The sequence below is a fragment of the Fulvivirga sp. AWR4_260 genome, assembly GCF_056158185.1.
Genome location: NZ_JBSWSU010000001.1, coordinates 877,381 through 895,880, shown reverse-complemented (window position 1 = coordinate 895,880; position 18,500 = coordinate 877,381). Strand labels below are relative to the sequence as shown.

The 18,500-nt window shown below is 37.3% G+C and carries 17 protein-coding genes and 2 tRNA genes; 8 read left to right on the top strand and 11 right to left on the bottom strand.

The window, feature by feature from the left end; translation table 11 throughout:
• Positions 1 to 2: 2 nt before the first annotated feature.
• The gene (locus tag ACXACQ_RS03845) at positions 3 to 983 is read left to right on the top strand and encodes a DUF1735 domain-containing protein (protein WP_474974605.1); all 981 of its coding nucleotides are present in this window, start codon (positions 3 to 5) and stop codon (positions 981 to 983) included.
• A gap of 51 nt (positions 984 to 1,034) precedes the next feature.
• On the opposite strand, the gene ACXACQ_RS03840 is transcribed toward ACXACQ_RS03845, so the two are convergent.
• The 5 genes from ACXACQ_RS03840 to fumC form a co-directional block, all read right to left on the bottom strand.
• Positions 1,035 to 2,555, bottom strand: coding sequence for a GH3 auxin-responsive promoter family protein (locus tag ACXACQ_RS03840; RefSeq protein WP_474974604.1), 1,521 nt, complete (start codon positions 2,553 to 2,555; stop codon positions 1,035 to 1,037).
• A gap of 69 nt (positions 2,556 to 2,624) precedes the next feature.
• Positions 2,625 to 3,356 carry an LPS export ABC transporter ATP-binding protein gene (gene lptB / locus ACXACQ_RS03835; protein ID WP_474974603.1) on the bottom strand — a complete coding sequence of 244 codons (732 nt, stop codon included), beginning with the start codon at positions 3,354 to 3,356 and terminating at the stop codon, positions 2,625 to 2,627.
• Positions 3,357 to 3,370: 14 nt separating this feature from the next.
• The gene (gene recJ, locus ACXACQ_RS03830; RefSeq protein ID WP_474974602.1) at positions 3,371 to 5,077 is read right to left on the bottom strand and encodes a single-stranded-DNA-specific exonuclease RecJ; all 1,707 of its coding nucleotides are present in this window, start codon (positions 5,075 to 5,077) and stop codon (positions 3,371 to 3,373) included.
• 83 nt (positions 5,078 to 5,160) lie between these two features.
• The gene (locus ACXACQ_RS03825) at positions 5,161 to 5,799 is read right to left on the bottom strand and encodes an Ezrin/radixin/moesin family protein (protein ID WP_474974601.1); all 639 of its coding nucleotides are present in this window, start codon (positions 5,797 to 5,799) and stop codon (positions 5,161 to 5,163) included.
• 167 nt (positions 5,800 to 5,966) lie between these two features.
• Positions 5,967 to 7,367, bottom strand: coding sequence for a class II fumarate hydratase (gene fumC / locus ACXACQ_RS03820; protein WP_474974600.1), 1,401 nt, complete (start codon positions 7,365 to 7,367; stop codon positions 5,967 to 5,969).
• Positions 7,368 to 7,563: 196 nt separating this feature from the next.
• Here fumC and ACXACQ_RS03815 point away from each other — a divergent pair, with 196 nt between their 5' ends.
• From ACXACQ_RS03815 to ACXACQ_RS03800, 4 genes are all read left to right on the top strand, one after another.
• The gene (locus tag ACXACQ_RS03815) at positions 7,564 to 8,283 is read left to right on the top strand and encodes a LiaF transmembrane domain-containing protein (RefSeq protein WP_474974599.1); all 720 of its coding nucleotides are present in this window, start codon (positions 7,564 to 7,566) and stop codon (positions 8,281 to 8,283) included.
• 11 nt (positions 8,284 to 8,294) lie between these two features.
• Complete coding sequence (locus ACXACQ_RS03810) at positions 8,295 to 9,341, top strand: sensor histidine kinase (protein WP_474974598.1); 1,047 nt, start codon at positions 8,295 to 8,297, stop codon at positions 9,339 to 9,341.
• Positions 9,338 to 10,090, top strand: coding sequence for a LytR/AlgR family response regulator transcription factor (locus ACXACQ_RS03805; RefSeq protein WP_474974597.1), 753 nt, complete (start codon positions 9,338 to 9,340; stop codon positions 10,088 to 10,090). Before ACXACQ_RS03810 ends, ACXACQ_RS03805 begins: the two co-directional genes overlap by 4 nt.
• A 190-nt stretch (positions 10,091 to 10,280) precedes the next feature.
• The gene (locus ACXACQ_RS03800) at positions 10,281 to 11,813 is read left to right on the top strand and encodes a S8 family serine peptidase (protein WP_474974596.1); all 1,533 of its coding nucleotides are present in this window, start codon (positions 10,281 to 10,283) and stop codon (positions 11,811 to 11,813) included.
• 77 nt (positions 11,814 to 11,890) lie between these two features.
• Here the strand turns inward: ACXACQ_RS03800 and ACXACQ_RS03795 are convergent, their stop codons facing one another.
• Positions 11,891 to 12,421, bottom strand: a complete 531-nt coding sequence (locus ACXACQ_RS03795) for an RNA methyltransferase (protein ID WP_474974595.1) — start codon at positions 12,419 to 12,421, stop codon at positions 11,891 to 11,893.
• A gap of 89 nt (positions 12,422 to 12,510) precedes the next feature.
• Between ACXACQ_RS03795 and mutS the strand changes: the two genes are divergently transcribed.
• The 3 genes from mutS to ACXACQ_RS03780 all read left to right on the top strand — a co-directional run bounded on the left by mutS (position 12,511) and on the right by ACXACQ_RS03780 (position 16,994).
• Positions 12,511 to 15,120, top strand: coding sequence for a DNA mismatch repair protein MutS (gene mutS, locus ACXACQ_RS03790; RefSeq protein WP_474974594.1), 2,610 nt, complete (start codon positions 12,511 to 12,513; stop codon positions 15,118 to 15,120).
• Positions 15,121 to 15,252: 132 nt separating this feature from the next.
• On the top strand, positions 15,253 to 16,191 hold the full coding sequence (locus ACXACQ_RS03785) for an acyl-CoA desaturase (protein WP_474974593.1): 939 nt from the start codon (positions 15,253 to 15,255) through the stop codon (positions 16,189 to 16,191).
• Positions 16,192 to 16,337: 146 nt separating this feature from the next.
• Positions 16,338 to 16,994, top strand: a complete 657-nt coding sequence (locus ACXACQ_RS03780) for a hypothetical protein (RefSeq protein ID WP_474974592.1) — start codon at positions 16,338 to 16,340, stop codon at positions 16,992 to 16,994.
• 53 nt (positions 16,995 to 17,047) lie between these two features.
• Here ACXACQ_RS03780 and ACXACQ_RS03775 read toward each other — a convergent pair.
• The 5 genes from ACXACQ_RS03775 to ACXACQ_RS03755 all read right to left on the bottom strand — a co-directional run bounded on the left by ACXACQ_RS03775 (position 17,048) and on the right by ACXACQ_RS03755 (position 18,464).
• Positions 17,048 to 17,132, bottom strand: a tRNA-Leu gene (locus tag ACXACQ_RS03775).
• 79 nt (positions 17,133 to 17,211) lie between these two features.
• A tRNA-Gly gene (locus tag ACXACQ_RS03770) sits at positions 17,212 to 17,284 on the bottom strand.
• Between the two features lie 96 nt (positions 17,285 to 17,380).
• A complete protein-coding gene (locus tag ACXACQ_RS03765) occupies positions 17,381 to 17,722 on the bottom strand; it encodes a phage holin family protein (RefSeq protein ID WP_474974591.1) in 342 nt (113 codons plus the stop codon).
• Between the two features lie 17 nt (positions 17,723 to 17,739).
• Positions 17,740 to 17,946 carry a YtxH domain-containing protein gene (locus tag ACXACQ_RS03760; protein WP_474974590.1) on the bottom strand — a complete coding sequence of 69 codons (207 nt, stop codon included), beginning with the start codon at positions 17,944 to 17,946 and terminating at the stop codon, positions 17,740 to 17,742.
• Between the two features lie 17 nt (positions 17,947 to 17,963).
• Positions 17,964 to 18,464: a YkvA family protein gene (locus ACXACQ_RS03755; RefSeq protein WP_474974589.1), complete on the bottom strand. Its 501-nt coding sequence runs from the start codon at positions 18,462 to 18,464 to the stop codon at positions 17,964 to 17,966.
• Positions 18,465 to 18,500 lie beyond the last annotated feature (36 nt).

Here is an 18,500-nt window from a genome sequence, read left to right as displayed (position 1 = left end):
ATATGAAAAAAATAAGATTAAAATATTTAATGGTTTTATTAGGGGTGACAAGTGTTATTACATCTTGTTTAGATGAAGACCCCTTCGTAGATCCTGCCGATACTGAAGGCATAATTGAGCTTTTTGATATAGGCAAAATTGAGACTAATCCGGGGGGAAGTAGTTTGCCTCATGCTTATCTGAATTCTTATGATATCGTAGAAGAAGGCGATTCATTAGGTATTATAGTTAGTTATTCAGGGGCTTATTCCGCTCCGGAAGATTTAACTATAACTCTAATAGAGGATGATAGTTTATTGGCTCAGTATAATAGAGATAATGAAACAAGCTATGTGAAATTGCCTGATAGCTTGTATGCATTGCCAGCAGGAGGGTATAACTTTAGAATTCCTAAGGGTGAGAAAAAGGCATCTATATCTATTTGGGTTGATGCATTTAATTTTGATCCTAGTGTTACGTACGCGTTGCCTTTGGTGATTGAATCAGCATCACAAGGCACAATAAGTGGTAACTTTAATAAATCACTTTACCTAGTGAATGTTAAAAACAAATATGATGGTATCTATAAGCTGAGATTTTACTTTCAGACTACCAGATCTGGGTTGGATACCACTCAAGTTTGGGAGTGGCCTGGAGATGTTCAATTAAGAACTACGGGTGCTAATACAGTAGACTTATTTGATGATTGGGGATATGAAGAGTTTTATCATCCAATCAGAACTAGTGCTGGTGGGTGGTCTGCCTACGGGTCTGCCTCACCTAAATTTGCTTTTGATTTAGAAACTGATAAGGTAATATCCGTATCTAACCATTGGTTGAATCCATCTAATGGACGTGATTTTACAATAGATGATCCAACAGTGACAAAAGAGTCATATTTTGAGGAATCAACTCATAATGTTTATGCTCAATTTGTAATGACACAATCAGGATATCCGAATGTTAATATTACCGATTCATTAATATATGTAGGTCCTCGTTAGTTGTAACTAACTATTTATAAGACAGCCAGCGCGAGAGTGCTGGCTGTTTTTTTATGCTTTTACCAATTGCAGCAAGCTGTCTATGTACTCTCTGTGGTTAGATAGCCTAGGTACTTTATTTTGGCCTCCTAGCTTTCCTCTTTGTTTCATCCAATTATAAAAAGTACCCATTTCTGCGCTATGTATTATTGGGCGAAGTAGAGCCATATCTTGATACCTCTTGGCATCATAATCTGAGTTAATCTCTCTTAGTTTATCATCTAAATATTGGGTGAATTCTTCCATATCATTAGGTGTGGTCTTAAATTCTATAACCCATTCATGTCCGCCTTTATTTCCTTCATCGAAGTAGATGGGAGCTGCAGTGAAATTATCGATGATTGCATTTGTTTTCTTACAGGCATATGCAATGGCCTGCTCGGCATTCTCAATAATTAACTCTTCTCCAAAAGCATTAATAAAATGCTTTGTCCTTCCTGATATTTTAATTCTATAGGGGGATGTAGAAGTAAACTTTACCGTGTCTCCAATATTATACCTCCATAGGCCTGCGTTAGTAGTGATAAGCATAGCGTAATTCTTTCCTACCTCTACTTGGTCTAAGCTTAATGTAGTAGGGTTTTCTTGTCCATACTCATCAAAAGGAATAAACTCATAGAATATGCCATAGTCTAACATTAATAGTAGCTCATCAGAATCTTTTTGGTCCTGAATTCCAAAGAACCCTTCTGATGCATTGTATGTTTCCAAATAGTTCATGTCTGAACTCGGGATAAGCTTCTTAAACAGCTCTCTATATGGAGTGAATGAAACTGCACCGTGAAAAAAGACTTCTAGGTTAGGCCATACCTCCAGTATGTTTTCTGTTTGCTTCAGTTCTAAAACCCGTTGAATTAAAAGTATTGTCCATGTTGGAACCCCCACTAAGTTGGTCACATTTTCTTCAGCTGTAATTGCCGCCATCTTTTCAATCTTTTCTTCCCACTTGTCCATCAAGGCTACCTCTAGCTTTGGAGTTCTTATTAACTGAGCCCATAGCGGTAAATTTTTCATTATTACGGCAGAAACATCCCCGTAATATGAATTGGCCTTTGGGTCATAATTATTGATTTGATGGCTACCTCCTATCGTAAGACCTTTACCTGTAAACATTCGAGTTTCAGGATAATTATTAACGTAGATGGATATCAGGTCTTTACCTCCTTTAAAGTGACAGTCTTCCAATGCTTCTTGCGAAACAGGGATGAATTTACTTCGGGCATTGGTGGTTCCCGAAGATTTTGCAAACCATGTGGTTTCTGTAGGCCATAGCACATTTTGTTCGCCACGCATTACTTTATCTACATATGGGAATAGCTCTTCGTATGTGTGCGTAGGAACTCTTTCTTTATATTGACTATAGCTCTTTATTTCATTAAAATGATAGCTTTTGCCAAAGCTTGTGTTTTTAGCCTGATCAATTAGTTTTTTTAATAACTCGGCCTGTACATCATGAGGGTATTTGATGAAAAGCTCTATATCATGTATTCGCTTTTTCATCACCCATGTTAATATGGAGTTTAGTATGTCCAATTTCTGGTTAGTTTTAGTAGTAGGTTATTACCTTAAAAATAAGAAATTAGGCACTGTAAAAGTTATGGATTAAACCTTTCTTTTTAATTCAAAATGCTGACCAAGGTATACTCTTCTTACCTGCTCATCGGCAGCCAAGTCTTCTGCAGAACCTGCTTTTAATAGTTTACCTTCAAACATAAGGTAGGCCCTATCAGTGATAGATAACGTTTCATTTACGTTGTGGTCGGTAATGAGAATACCTATATTTTTCTTTTTTAGCTGTGCTACAATGGTCTGTATCTCTTCTACCGCAATAGGGTCTACACCGGCAAATGGCTCATCTAACAGCACAAATTTAGGGTCTACAGCCAATGCACGAGCGATTTCTGTTCTTCGCCTCTCCCCTCCAGATAATACCATGCCTAAGTTTTTGCGCACATGTGTTAAGCTGAATTCTTCTAGTAAAGCTTCGCATTTTTCTTTCTGCTGGGCTTTAGAAATATTGAGCATTTCTAATACTGCTAAAATATTTTCTTCAACAGTTAATTTTCTAAATACCGATGCTTCTTGCGCCAGATAACCGATCCCTAATTTAGCCCTGCGGTACATAGGGAGTTCCGTAATGTTGTCATCTTCTAAGTAAATGTTGCCCTCATTAGGTTTAATGAGCCCCACAATCATGTAGAAAGTTGTTGTTTTTCCTGCTCCATTTGGACCGAGTAAACCTACAATCTCTCCTTGTTCTACTTTAACAGAAACATTATTAACAACAGTACGTTTCTTATATTTTTTAATCAGATTATCTGCACGTAATATCATAAATACAAAATTAACTATTCAAACTTTATATCTCTTAATTTTAATTGAATAGACTTTCGTCCCATGTAATTATTTTCTTCTACTGAGAAAGCCATATTAAAGGGAATTCCATTTTTAATAACGGGTTCGTGTTCAGCAAGGTTAAATCCAATTACATCAAAAGTACTTTTATTACCCGCCTGCTCGGCTATGAATTTAAGGTGTTTGCTTTTCAAAATTCTCAAAGACCTTGCCACTTTTACTTCTTTGGCCAGAAAAACGGGGGTATGATTTTCAGGGCCAAAAGGGGCCATTTGTTTTAAAATGTTAACAAACTTTGAGGTGATGTTATCAAAATTTAGTTCGGTGTCAATTTCTATAAGTGGTGTTAGCAATTCTTCAGGTATTGTATTTGAAACCACCTCTTCGAACTTTCTTTGGAAATCAGCTACTTTATCTATCTCTAAAGTAAGGCCAGCGGCATACTTGTGACCCCCAAACTGGTTTAATAATTCACTGCAGCTAGAGATGGCTTCGTACACATCAAAGCCTGGCACTGACCTGGCTGAGCCCGTAGCTTTCCCGTTAGATTGTGTCATGATAATTGTTGGCCTATAGTATGATTCAATACAGCGCGAAGCCACAATGCCTATTACTCCTTTGTGCCAATCATCTTTGAATAGAACGGTGGTTTTGGCCGTTTTAAGTAAATCATTTCCTTCAATCATCTGTAATGCCTCTGCAGTAATTGACGAATCAAAATCTTTTCTTAGCTCATTTTTTAAATGAAGTTTATCTGCAAAATGTAATGCCTCTTCTTCTGAGTCTGCCAACAATAGTTCTACTGCAGTGGTAGCATGTGAAATTCTACCAGCTGCATTTATTTTGGGGGCTAGACCAAAAACTATACTTGTGATAGTAATATCGTCTTTCATGTTAGCCAGGCGCATTAGAGCTTTGATGCCTGGTCGAGCGTGCTTTTCTAAATACTTAATACCTAGTGCTGCTAATGTTCTGTTTTCACCTGTTATGGGCACTATATCAGAAGCAATACTAACTACTACTAAATCTAGAAAATTATATGGGTCTGTGTGCCAAGTAGGGTTTTTGCTTACCAGAGCTTGCATCAGTTTAAAGCCAATGCCACATCCTGGAAGCTCTTTGTAAGGGTAATTGCAATCACCTCTTTTAGGGTCTAACACGGCCACTGCCGGAGGCAAAGCTTCTCCTGGGTTATGATGATCACATATTATAAAATCAATATTGTAAGACTTAGCTCTAGCAATGAGATCAACAGATTTGATTCCGCAATCTAGGCATATGATTAAGTCAATGTTGTTTTCATGGGCCCATTCTATTGATTGAGCTGAAATACCATAGCCTTCTTTATATCGATCAGGAATATAAAATTCACAGTGGTTATAGAATGAATTCAGAAAGTGGAACATCAAAGCCACAGAGGTGGTACCGTCTACGTCATAATCTCCATAGACAAGTATATTTTGTTCATTAGCTATGGCCGCTTCTACCCTTGCTACTGCCTTATCCATGTCTTTCATTAAGAAAGGATCATGAAGCATAGCCTTAGTAGGGCGAAAAAAGTCTTTGGCCGAATCGAAATCGGTGATGCCACGCTGAGCTAGGATAGTGGCAATGGGTGTGCTTACATTAATGCTGGCGGACAATTCTGAAGTTATAATATCATCTGGTTGTTGTTTTATTTCCCACCTATTGTCTAGCATGTAATAATATAAATTTTAAAAAATAAAAAAGCAGCACAATTGTACTGCTTTTTATGATATCAATAATTAAAGCTTTCTATTTATTATTCTGCAGGGCTGTCAGAAGCAATTACACCTTCTAAAACATCTTTAATAGGCACTCTTACACCGTCTTTGTAGGGTACAATCCAAGCATCTTTTACACCCATTTCTCTTAGATATTTCTTGAAAGTATCAGCTTCCCAGTAATCTCTAAACTGGCCTAAAGTAATTTTCTGCATTCCATCTTCACTTTCGCCACTGAAATTCTCGTTGTTATCAAAGTATTTAGATAAGTCTTTATTTCTAAAGGCTCCTACCTGTACTTTAAATACAACGCCATTCACCATTTTACCACCAGCATCAGCAGGGGCAGAAGGGTTGGCTTTTAAAGATTTTAGCTCGCTACGTGCAGCAGAAAGATCACTTCTTAGCTTAGACAGGTCATCCTGCATTTCACTAATTTTAGCATCTTTATCGCTTATAGTTGACTGTAAGCTGCTGTTTTCACTTTTTAGGCTGTTTACCTGAGCTTCTAACGCTTGGCCATTCTCCACAATTTGCTTTAGTTGCTCTGGGTTTTTCTTGTACTCTTTCGCTTTATTCTTCCATTCTTTAGCCTCATCTTTAGAAAGCTGCGCTTTGGTTTGTACCGTAGCAGCTATCGCTAGTACTAAAGTGAGCAATACAGTTAACTTTTTCATTGGTATCTAATTTAGTTTAAAAGCCTCCTGAAGTTGTTATTTTCTTAGTTTAGTTATGCTTTTTGTGAAATAAAAATTCAACTTCGGCTTAATTTTCAGACTTTGAATACTTTAGTTTGAATCAAAAATCTCGAAAATATAGTCAATATAATTAAAATATTAAAAAATTACTTTTTTAAGCTGCCAACCATGTCTTCGGGTTTTACCCATTTTCCGAACTCTTCTTCGGTCACATAGCCTGATTTTACAGCTTCTTCTTTTAAGGTAGTGCCATTTTGGTGCGCTGCCTTTGCTATTTTTGCTGCTTTCTCATAACCGATGTGTGTGTTCAAAGCTGTTACTAACATTAAGCTATTATTAAGGTGTTGCTCAATGTTTTTGTAGTTAGGCTCAATGCCTACAGCACAGTTTTCATTAAATGAAATACAAGCCTCTCCTATTAGTCTGGCAGACTGTAAGAAGTTATAAGCCATTAATGGTTTGAAAACATTTAGCTCGTAGTGGCCTTGAGTTCCACCAACGGTTATAGCTACATCGTTACCCATAACCTGAGCACAAACCATGGTTAAAGCTTCGCACTGTGTTGGGTTTACTTTACCTGGCATGATAGAAGAACCCGGCTCATTGGCAGGGATGTTGATTTCGCCTATGCCAGCTCTTGGTCCTGAGGCTAAAAGACGAATGTCATTAGCAATTTTGTTAAGAGAAACTGCCAGTTGCTTCAATGCACCGTGAGATTCTACAATGGCATCGTGAGCGGCTAAAGCTTCAAATTTATTTTCTGCACTGATAAATGGTAGCCCAGTGAACTCAGCAATTTTTTCAGCTACCAAATCAGCATAACCTTCTGGTGTGTTAATTCCTGTACCTACAGCTGTTCCTCCTAGAGCTAACTCAGATAAGTGCGCTAAAGTATTTTTTAATGCTTTAATACCATGTGTTAGTTGAGATACATAACCAGAAAATTCTTGCCCAAGAGTTAAAGGAGTAGCATCCATCAAGTGAGTTCTACCGATCTTAACTACATCTTTAAATTCTTCTGATTTTTGCTTTAAAGTGTCTCTTAAAGTTTCAACACCAGGTATAGTTGTTTCAATCACCATTTTATAACACGCAATGTGCATTCCAGTAGGAAATGTGTCGTTAGATGATTGAGACTTATTTACATCATCATTCGGGTGAATGATTTTTTTATCATCATTAAGGTCTCCACCGTTTATAACATGAGCTCGGTTAGCAATTACCTCGTTGGTGTTCATGTTAGACTGTGTGCCAGATCCAGTTTGCCAAATTACTAACGGAAACTGGTCATCATGTTTCCCTTCTAATATTTCATCACAAGCTTTAGAAATAAGATCCCTTTTCTCCTCACTAAGTACACCTAAAGCATGGTTAGTATGTGCTGCTGCTTTTTTAAGATAAGCAAAACCATACACTACTTCCAATGGCATACTTGCCGCTTCTCCTATTTTAAAGTTATTTCTGGAGCGCTCAGTTTGTGCTCCCCAATATTTATCACTGGGTACTTTTACTTCCCCCATAGTGTCTTTTTCTATGCGATATTCCATGATTGATAGGGTTCTGTTTTAATCTGCGGCAAAAATATGAAATTATTCCTACCTATGATTTAGAATCGCTTTTATATAACTGATTTACTCTAAAAAGTTCGATGTTTACCGGTATCTCTCCGTTGTTAGCCGATTGGCTCCAACTTATTAACTATTTTATGGGTAAAATTGAATAAGAATTTAAAACACTAATACTATGAGTGAACCCGTAAGAGATCGCAGATTTTGGCTAGGTATCATATTAATAATTGTAGGAGGTACTTTGCTTTTGTCTAATTTAGATATTGTGCCATACTATATTAAGCACATGGTTATTAACTGGAAGACCCTTTTAATGGGCATTGGGTTATACCTGATGTTGGCTAAGAAAAAAGTGGAGTCTGGTTTAGTGGTATTTTTAATTGGAGCAGTTTTTTGGGCAAGTGATTATGACTTATTCGATATTAGCAACATATGGCACATCTTCTGGCCGGTAGTCATTTTGGCGGTGGGTATCTCGTTGGTAATGCGGAAAACATTATCAGGAGGCTCATCTCACACAGATTATTCCGATGAAAAAAAAAACGACTTAAACTACCTGGATGATTTTGCGATTTTTGGTGGACATGATATAGTTATCGATAGTCAGCAATTTAGAGGAGGTAGAATTACGGCTGTCTTTGGAGGTTCTAATATTGATTGTAGAAATGCAGAACTAGCCGAAGGTAGCAATGTAATAGATGTTTTTGCCATGTTTGGAGGTGCTTCTATTGTGGTACCTCCCGATTGGACAGTAATTGTTGAGGTGTCTGCAGTGCTGGGTGGTTTTAGCGATAGGAGAAATAGGGCTTTGAGGGTAGTGCCCGATTCAAGTAAAGTTTTAGTGATTAAAGGTTTTGTGTTGTTTGGTGGAGGAGATGTGAAGCTTACTAAATAACACTTGGCCTTATGAAACATCCTCTAATAGGCAAAGCATTATTTATATATGCATTGGTGTGGCTGGTTATTATTCTGGCACATACTTCTATTCTGCATTTTCATTATAAGATACCATTATTAATATCTGGTGCAGATGCCATACTAGCCAATGTGCTTATGGCAAGTATTGGGCTAAGTTACTGGTATGTAACTCAATTTGTTTCTCCTTCTAATCAAGGAATGACAGGGAGTATAATTAGTCATGCACTAGCAGTATTAATTACTATCTCTGCCATTAATGTAGGAAGCGTTACTCTTCTTACTCAAATATTTTCCTCGCAGTCTTCTTATATTCTTTTTTTGAATGGAACCATAATTGGGAGAATAGTAATAGGTACGCTTTACCTGTCTTTAGTATTGTTGGTGTATTACTTGCTCGATTACAACTCTGACCTTAAAGAAAAGGAAGAGCATGAGCTGCAAATGCAGCATTTGCTGAAGCAATCGGAATTGGAAATGTTAAAGTTTCAGATTAACCCCCATTTTATATTTAATAGTCTTAATTCCATTAGCTCATTAACTATTACCGATCCTGAAAATGCAAGGGAAATGGTGATTAAGCTATCAGACTTTTTGCGTTCATCTTTGGGTAAAAATGCTCCTGAAAGCCACACTTTGCGTGATGAGCTTTATCAGATGTCACTTTACCTCGATATTGAAAAAATAAGGTTTGGAGAAAGGCTTAAAGATAATAGAGAGGTGGAAGATAAATGTCTGGATATGAAGCTTCCTAATATGATATTGCAGCCTCTTTATGAAAATGCTATTAAATTTGGAATCTACGAAAGGCTTGGAGATTTGCATGTGACTACTGAGTGTAGCTGTGAAGATGGTAATTTGAGTATATCAATTTCTAATGATTATGATTCGGAGTGTGTGCCGCAAAAAGGGAAAGGTATTGGTCTGAAAAATGTGCGTAACCGGCTGGAGTTGATTTATGGACTTAATGGTTTAGTTACAATTAAGAAGCAACGTAAAATTTTTACTGTTAAAATATTAATTCCTCAAACCTTATGATTAGAGCGATAATTGTAGACGATGAAAAACTAGCCAGAGATGTTATTAATGCTTATTTGAAAAAGCATACTGATGTTGAAGTTGTAGCCCAATGTGATAATGGGTTTGAAGGTATAAAGTCAGTAAATGAACTAAAGCCCGATTTAATTTTTCTGGATATCCAAATGCCTAAATTAACCGGCTTTGAAATGCTTGAGTTACTAGACCATAAGCCGGTGATAATTTTTAGCACCGCTTTTGATCAGTTTGCTTTACAGGCTTTTGAGAATAATGCTTCTGATTATTTATTAAAGCCGTATAACCAATCACGGTTTGATGTTGCCCTCGAAAAAGCAAAAGACAAATTGAAGGGAGGGCAGGATAAAAGTGAAGATAAGATACTGGATGATTTGGCGCAGGTGAGAGAGGCTAGTGGCGAACTGATGGATAGAGTGGTGGTAAAGTCAGGTAATAAGATTGTAATTATACCTACAAGTGATATCGATCATATAGAAGCTCAAGACGATTATGTGGCTTTTTATAGTAAAGGTAAAAAACACCTAAAGCAAATGACTATGAAGAGACTGGAGGCCGGCTTATCTAAAGATGAGTTTATTAGAGTCCATCGTTCACATATTGTAGCTGTTAATAATATTGATAGGCTAGAGCCCTATTCTAAAGACTCTTACGTAGCTATTTTGAGGAGTGGAGAAAAGGTGCCTGTTAGTAGATCGGGATACAACTCTCTCAAAAGTTTACTCGATTTTTAATTATTGCATTCTTGATTTTATACTTTTTCCGAGAGTAAGTGGTGTTTTTTTCTTGTTTTTTAGATTGAATACGTTTTCGTAGATCAAAATCTCATTTATTACTGATTAGTTAGTTGATTTTATATCAAAAATTCACCATATTAAATTATGGAAACGATTTAAATTTTAAAAACTAACCTAAACCCCACCCATGAAATCTTATTATTTAATTTTATTGTCAGCCTTTGGGCTGTTCATAAGTTGTGCAGATGAGATACAGGAAGAAGTGAAGCCCGAAGTATCCGATAGTATGAGTTTGATCCCAAGAGATAAGCTTGATGACATGGTGATCAATTCTTTAAAGGCTAATGATGAGTTTTATTGGAATAACATGTCTGATGAGGCTGTTTGGAGTGCGTTAATGCATAGCGATAGTATTCTTACCGTTGGCTATCAACCAGAAGATGTTGACAATGCTTCATCTAAGTTAGCTTCTATTGATATTAACTCGAGGGTATGGATTAATGCCAAAGGTCAGCTGGTAGAAAATATAAGAGAGCAAACCAATAAGCTGAATCATACAGACTATACTACCGAGGATATATTAAATACAGAAGGTGCACATCTTCCATTTATAGATATTAAAGTAACGGATTTATCTGTTTTACAAAATATCAGAAAAAGTGCTTTGGTAAGATATGTTGAGCCAAAGAGCTATGTCGTTAATGTTTACCGATACTCTAATAACCGCCAACAAAGTGATTTGGGTTGTTGGAATGACCCAGATAATAGTTTGCCTACTTCAGACTATACCATTATTGAGCCCAATGCAAAATTGTCTTGGAATTATAGTTACATGCATATTCCTGAGGCATGGCAGTATAGTACTGGGCAAGGTATTACAGTTGGTTTGATCGATACAGGTGTTTCTGCAGACCAATCAAAATATAGCGATGGATTCAATTCTGGCTACTCTTCAGGAAGGTTTATAGATAAATATGGCTTTTATGTAAGTTCTATTTGGCCTTGGGCTTCGCCTGATGGGCCTAACGATCAGTGCGGTCATGGTACCGCCATGGGTAGTGCTATTGCGGCTCCAAGGTCGTCATCTGGTTCAATGGTAGGCGTGGCGTATAACTGTAATTTTGTTGCAGTACGTGGCACTGGCGATGTGGTAATTGGAGATCCTCGTGAGAAATCTGGTGTGGCAGACGCCTTGGTTTTTCTTGCAGATAGAGCTGATGTAAAAATAATCAGTATGTCTTTAGGGGATGTATTTAGTAGCTCAAAGGTGGCCGATGCTATACGATATGCTCATGGTAAAGGTAAATTAATTTTTGCTGCTGCCGGAACGAGTACTTCTATTACGAATTGGTTTGGGGTTATTTTTCCTGCAAACATGGATGAAACGGTAGCCGTTACTGGCACAAAAGAAGGTAGATATGAGAGGTGTAACATATGTCATTCAGGAAGTAAGGTAGACTATACCGTAGTGATGGAAAGAGACCAAACGGATAGGCATCCTTTAACATTAGCTTTAAGTGGTGACCAGCCATCTACTACAGGAGGCTCGTCTATAGCCACGGCTACGGCTGCAGGTATTGCGGCATTGGTTTGGTCCAAACATCCAAGCTGGACTCGCGAACAAGTATTACAAAAACTTACTACTACAGCTGAGCTGTACCCCAATAGAGACGAAGACTTTGGTTGGGGGACTTTAAATGCTCTTGATGCAGTGAATTAAAATATCATTCTCTGGTTTGATTTGATCGGCTGGTTTGGTTATGCTAGCTAAGAGGTGGCTCTGGAGGGGGGTCACCTCTACTTTTTTAACTTGCTATAAAAATCCCAAACTACTATCCCAAGACTTACAGAAATATTAAGGCTATGCTTGGTGCCGTGCTGCGGGATCTCTACGCAATAGTCTGAGTTTTTAACTATATTTTCATCTACTCCAAAAACTTCATTCCCAAATACTAGACAATATTTTTTATCAGTTTTAGGGGTAAATTCAGCTAGTGAAATGCTTTTATCTACTTGCTCAATACTTATTATAGTGTAGCCATTTTCTTTGAGCTCTTCTAAAGTTTTAATGGTGTCAGGTGCATGCTCCCACTCTACCGATTCGGTGGCTCCAAGTGCTGTTTTGGTAATGTCGCGATGAGGAGGTGTGCCTGTTATTCCTCCGAGGTAAAGCTTTTCTATTAAAAAAGCGTCAGAAGTTCTAAATGCTGAACCTACATTATTTAAGCTTCTGATATTGTCAAGCATAATAACAATAGGTAGTTTTTCTACTTCTTTAAACTCTTCTACTGATAATCTATCTAATTCCTCGTTGGCTAATTTTCTCATAAATGCAAAAATGCAACATTTCCTGATATATGCTAAGTTGCTAATACTATCAAAAAAATTAATCTTTGTGCCTGAAATCCAACCTTAAGATGGCAAAAAGTAAAGAAGCGAAAGAAACCCCGTTAATGAAACAGTATAATGCAATTAAGGCCAAGTATCCTGGCGCTTTATTGCTATTTAGAGTAGGGGATTTTTATGAAACGTTTGGTGAAGATGCGGTCAGAGCTAGTAAAGTGTTAGATATTGTACTTACGAAGCGAGCAAACGGGTCGGCCTCTCATATCGAGTTGGCTGGTTTTCCTCATCATTCTTTAGATACATACTTGCCGAAGTTGGTTCGTGCAGGTAATAGAGTGGCCATTTGCGATCAGCTTGAAGACCCCAAGTCTGTGAAGGGTATTGTAAAGCGTGGTGTGACCGAGTTGGTGACCCCAGGGCTTTCATTTAATGATAACGTGCTGGAGAAAAAAGCGAATAACTTTTTGGCTTCAGTTCATTTTAATAAAGATACTGCTGGTGTCGCTTTTCTTGATTTGTCTACCGGAGAATTTATGTCGGCCCAAGGCTCGATAAGTTATGTCTCTAAATTGTTTCAAGGCTTTTCCCCTTCGGAGGTTATTTATTGTAAGGGTGCTAAGCAACAAGCGCATGAATTTTTACGAGACGAGTATATCACATTTAGTCTAGATGAATGGATATATGCCTATGACTTTGGTTATGAGAAATTAATAAATCACTTCCATACATCATCGCTTAAAGGTTTTGGTATTGAGGGAATGGATAGTGCAATTATTGCTGCGGGAGCAATTTTACACTATTTGGAAGAAACAGAGCACAAAGAGGTTAATCATATTTCAGCTATATCGCGTATAGATGAGGATAAATATGTGTGGCTCGATAAGTTTACTATTCGCAACTTGGAGTTGATCTACCCGCAGCACGATGGTGGCGTGCCTCTTATAGATGTTTTGGATTGTACAGTTACTCCAATGGGGTCTCGGATGCTGAAAAAGTGGATGGTACTGCCCTTAAAGGAGCTTTCGGCTATCCAACACAGGTTGAAAACAGTAAATGGATTTTATCAAAACCCTGAATTACTTGAAGAGGTTCAGTCTAGCTTAAAACAGATTGGTGATTTAGAAAGGTTAATCTCTAAAGTGGCGGTAGGTAGAATAAACCCTCGTGAGATGAATCAGCTGCGTAAGGCTATGCAGAATTCCTTACCTATAAAACAAATTCTTAAGGATAGTGATTTTGATGAGTTAAAAACCTTAGCAGATCAAATTAACCCATGCGAATTTTTATTAGAGAAAATTTCCACAGAGCTAAAAGAAGAGGTTCCTATAACTTCTAATTTGGGAGGGTTAATAAAAGATGGAATAGATGAGGAGCTAGATGAATTAAGGAAGATAGCCTATTCTGGAAAGGATTATTTAATTCAAATACAGCAAAGAGAAAGTGAGCGAACTGGCATCTCTTCATTAAAGATCGCATATAATAAAGTCTTTGGTTATTACTTGGAAGTTAGTAATGCTCATAAAGATAAAGTGCCACAAGAGTGGATTCGTAAGCAAACTCTGGTTAATGCAGAGCGATATATTACCGAAGAATTAAAAGTTTATGAAGAGAAGATTCTGCATGCTGAAGATAAGCTTTTTGTTATAGAGCAGCGCATTTTTAATGAATTGGTTTTAAAGGCAGCTGAATACGTAACTCAGATTCAGCAAAATGCACGAGTACTATCTGTGGTAGATTGTTTGAGTTCGTTTGCCGCAGTGGCTAAGGCCAATAAATACGTTATGCCTGATGTTAATGATACTACAGTACTTGATATTAAAGAAGGGCGTCACCCTGTTATTGAGAAACAGTTGCCTATTGGCGAAAGCTACATTCCAAATGATGTTTATCTTGATAATGACCAACAACAAGTAATTATAATCACTGGGCCCAACATGGCGGGTAAGTCTGCTTTATTAAGGCAAGTGGCATTGATAACTTTGATGGCGCAAATGGGATCTTTTGTGCCCGCAAAAGAGGCTTCTATTGGTATTATAGATAAGGTATTTACACGTGTAGGAGCTTCTGATAACTTGTCTAAAGGTGAGTCAACTTTTATGGTGGAGATGACTGAGACCGCAAGTATTCTTAATAATTTAAGCGACAGAAGCTTGGTGTTAATGGATGAAATTGGGCGCGGAACCAGTACTTACGATGGTGTTTCTATAGCTTGGGCTATTGTTGAGTTTTTGCACAATCATACAGATTGTAGGGTTAAAACATTGTTTGCTACTCACTATCATGAGTTGAATCAATTAACTGAAGATTTTCCTAGAATTAAAAACTTTAATGTATCAGTTAAAGAGGTTGCGGATAAAATTATTTTTATGCGTAAGCTAAAAGAAGGCGGTAGCGAGCATAGCTTTGGTATACATGTGGCTCAGCTGGCTGGCATGCCTAATCAGGTGGTGATTAGGGCAAATGAGATCATGCATTTCTTGGAGAAGGATAAGAATAAGGCAGATACAAAAGCAAGACTTGAGGAGGTGCCGAAAGCTAATTATCAAATGAATTTGTTTGAAGCCGACCCAAGATTTAAAGAGGTAGAAGAAATGTTAGGATCTTTAGATATAAATACCATTTCCCCTGTAGAGGCACTTTTAAAACTTAATGAGATAAAAACTAAGTTGGAAAAAAAGTGATTGGTAAGGAACGAATAATTTAAAAGAGTGTTGAATAAAAGTAGTTATTCAGATTTAGTATAAATAGTTAATGTATTGAACAAAATACATAAAATAGAATTGTGTATTTTTGGTCAATAATCAAAAGACAACATGTCAGAAGTAGTTTTAGAAAAAAGAAATAAGCCCGTTGTTAAGCAGGAAATTGCTTTTGCGGTGGTGCATTTGCTTCCTTTAGCAGCTATCTGGACAGGGGCCACTTTGTTCGATTGGATTGTATGTATCATATTGTATTTCGGGAGAATGTTCTGGATCACCGGAGGGTATCACAGGTATTTTTCACATAAGTCATACAAAACATCAAGATGGTTTCAGTTTGTAATAGCCTTCATGGCTCAAACATCTGCGCAGAAAGGGGCGCTTTGGTGGGCGGCTCACCATAGGCATCATCATAGGCATAGTGATACACCTGCAGATCCTCACTCTATGAAACTTTATGGTTTCTGGTACTCGCATGTGGGGTGGATTATTGGTCCGGATTACAAAGAAACAGACTTTAAGGTAATAGGTGATTATGCCAAATACCCAGAGTTGGTGTGGTTAAATAAATATCACTTGGTGCCTCCTGTTACCTTGGCGCTGGCAGTAACAGCACTAGGAGCTTGGGTAAATGGCGGTAGTCCTTTATTAATGTTTACTCACTATGGTCTATCTACTTTGTTTATTGGGTTTTTCTTAAGTACGGTAATTCTTTATCATGGTACTTTTAGTATTAACTCTATCATGCATAAGTTTGGTAAGCAGCGTTATGAATCTGGTGACGAATCTAAAAATAGCTTGTGGTTGGCTTTACTTACTATGGGAGAAGGTTGGCACAATAACCATCATTATTACCAAGTGTCTGCCAGAAATGGATTCTTCTGGTGGGAAATTGATTTTACTTATTATGGCTTGAAAATGTTGAGTTGGGCGGGTTTAATTTGGGAGTTAAAAGGAGTGCCTAAGCATATATTACATTCTAAAAATATGGAGCACGCTAAGGAGTTGAGGTTGAAGTATGAAAAGGAAGATGATTTGAAGAAATCGGCTTAAATTAATAGATGTTATAACAAAAAAAGACCAGTATGAATCCCTTGCTGGTCTTTTTTTGTTATAATATTTGGCAAAACAAACTAATTTTAATATTAATAGGTTACTAAATAGGTCTTGATTTAATAAATTAAAAAACTGTATTTGATTTGAGTAAATATTTTTTAACTGCCGTTTTATTAATAGTTCTGTTCTCTATTTCATTCATTGCTCATTCGCAAGGCTTGCCTTCAGGTGATGAGACTTATGCTAATAAGCGATACCCTAAGGAGCTGGAGTACGAAGTGAAGGAAGCCTTATCCTATTACCCTGAGTTAAATGATGTGGCTATTGATTTTATTTTTAAAGATAATATTAACCATGCTGTTATGCAGGCTCAGCCGCGTGTACGTAGCCTGATGAGGAGTAAGGGCAAGAGGCGGTACAAGGTGAAGATGCAGAGAATGCTTTTTTTAAATCATTCTGTTATGTCTATAGAGGAGCTTCCTCATGATATCATTGTGGGTTGGCTAGCTCACGAATTAGGCCATATAATAGATTATAAAGAAAGAAGTTCAATTAATATGGTCGGGTTTGGCGTTAGGTACTTCACTTCAAGAAACTACCTTAAATCAGCCGAGAGAAGGGCTGATACTTATGCAATAGGTCATGGGTTTGCGGATCACCTCATCAAGACTAAAAATTATATATTACACAAGGGAGATTTAACGGAAGAGTATAAAGCCCGAATTGATGAATTGTATATTTCTCCCGAAGAAGTAAAGGATATAGAGGCTGGTTTTCAGGCTAAGCAGGAGAATAATTAAAAAAGCCTTAAAACAAAAAATCCCTAGAAGTAAATACTGCTAGGGATTTAAAGTACCCGGGGCGGGACTTGAACCCGCACGACCACAATGGTCACAGGATTTTAAGTCCTGCGTGTCTACCAATTCCACCACCCGGGCTTGGACTACTAGGTAGTCGAAAGCCTTTAAAAATAAAGCCTGCTACTTTTGCAGGCAATTTCTCTGCTTTTCAGAGTTGAGCGAGAAACGGGATTCGAACCCGCGACCCCGACCTTGGCAAGGTCGTGCTCTACCAGCTGAGCTATTCTCGCTTGTTTTTCCATCGCTTTATCGCTGAATGGAGTGCAAATATAATGGGGCGCTTTTAAAATGCAATGGCTTGGTCAATTTTTTTTTAATTTTTTTTTCTAAAACTTATTTCCAGGGAATAAATAGCGGCTAAATTCTTTCGCCTTTTCGAAGATAATGTCCTTGTTTCGCGTAAAAAAGAGGATTAAGAAGATTCCTACATAAATTGCTGCAACTATTAAAAAACCTGAAATTTCTGAATCTAAATTTTTATTAAGGTATATAGCGAGACCTATGCTGCCAAAAAGTACAGCAAAACATAGCATTACCAGCATCACTACTACTAAAGCAAGTTTAGAAATGGCCTCTGAGGCTTCTTCCTTTACTTGATCTTTTAGTTTTTCGATTTTGTGTTCTACAATATCTACCGGTTTTCTCGCTATACGACCTAATAATGACATAATTGTGTGTTTTTAACTTAAGGCTGTGTGTTTTCAGCTTCTTTTTTTAATGCTTTTGCTTTTTCAGATCCAAATTCTATTAAGTCATTGGCCGCATCTTTAATGGCTCCTTCTACTTTTTTATAAGTTTCACTTCCTTTTTCTGGAGCTAGTAATATACCAAATACAGTGCCTATGCCTAATCCTGCTGCCAGGCCTGCAAGAAATTTTGCGTTGTCATTCATTATTTTATTAGTTTTAGTTAATCTTCAATATTAATAGCGCTTATTGATTCCCATCTTTCGAAATCATCTATGTGCTCTTTTACACCGTTGTATATCCAAACGATAACTGCTATATCATCAGCTAAACCCAGTACGGGTATAAAATCGGGTATAAAATCTAATACCCATACAAAATACACTAACCCTCCTACTATTCGTAATATAACTCCGGTAGGTATTTTTTTATACTTACCATTGTAATATGCCTTAATCATCCTGATGAGTACCTGTGTTTTATGCTTAAACTCGTGACGTACTGAGTGCCTCGTACTTTGCTCTTTTAATTTTTCAAAAGCATGCTGAAGTAGCCTGAATATTTTACTTTTACTATAGGCCACTTTTTCAGCCACGCTCATAGCTAATGAAAATGCTCGGGACTCTAATACAGCGCCTAAAGTTGAATTTTCTTTATGGCTTATTTGTTCATCATTTCTGGGCATTGATTTAACGGTATCATTATGTGTGTCAGTTGTAGTCATGCTTTTATTATTTAAAATATCATGCCCAATTTGTTT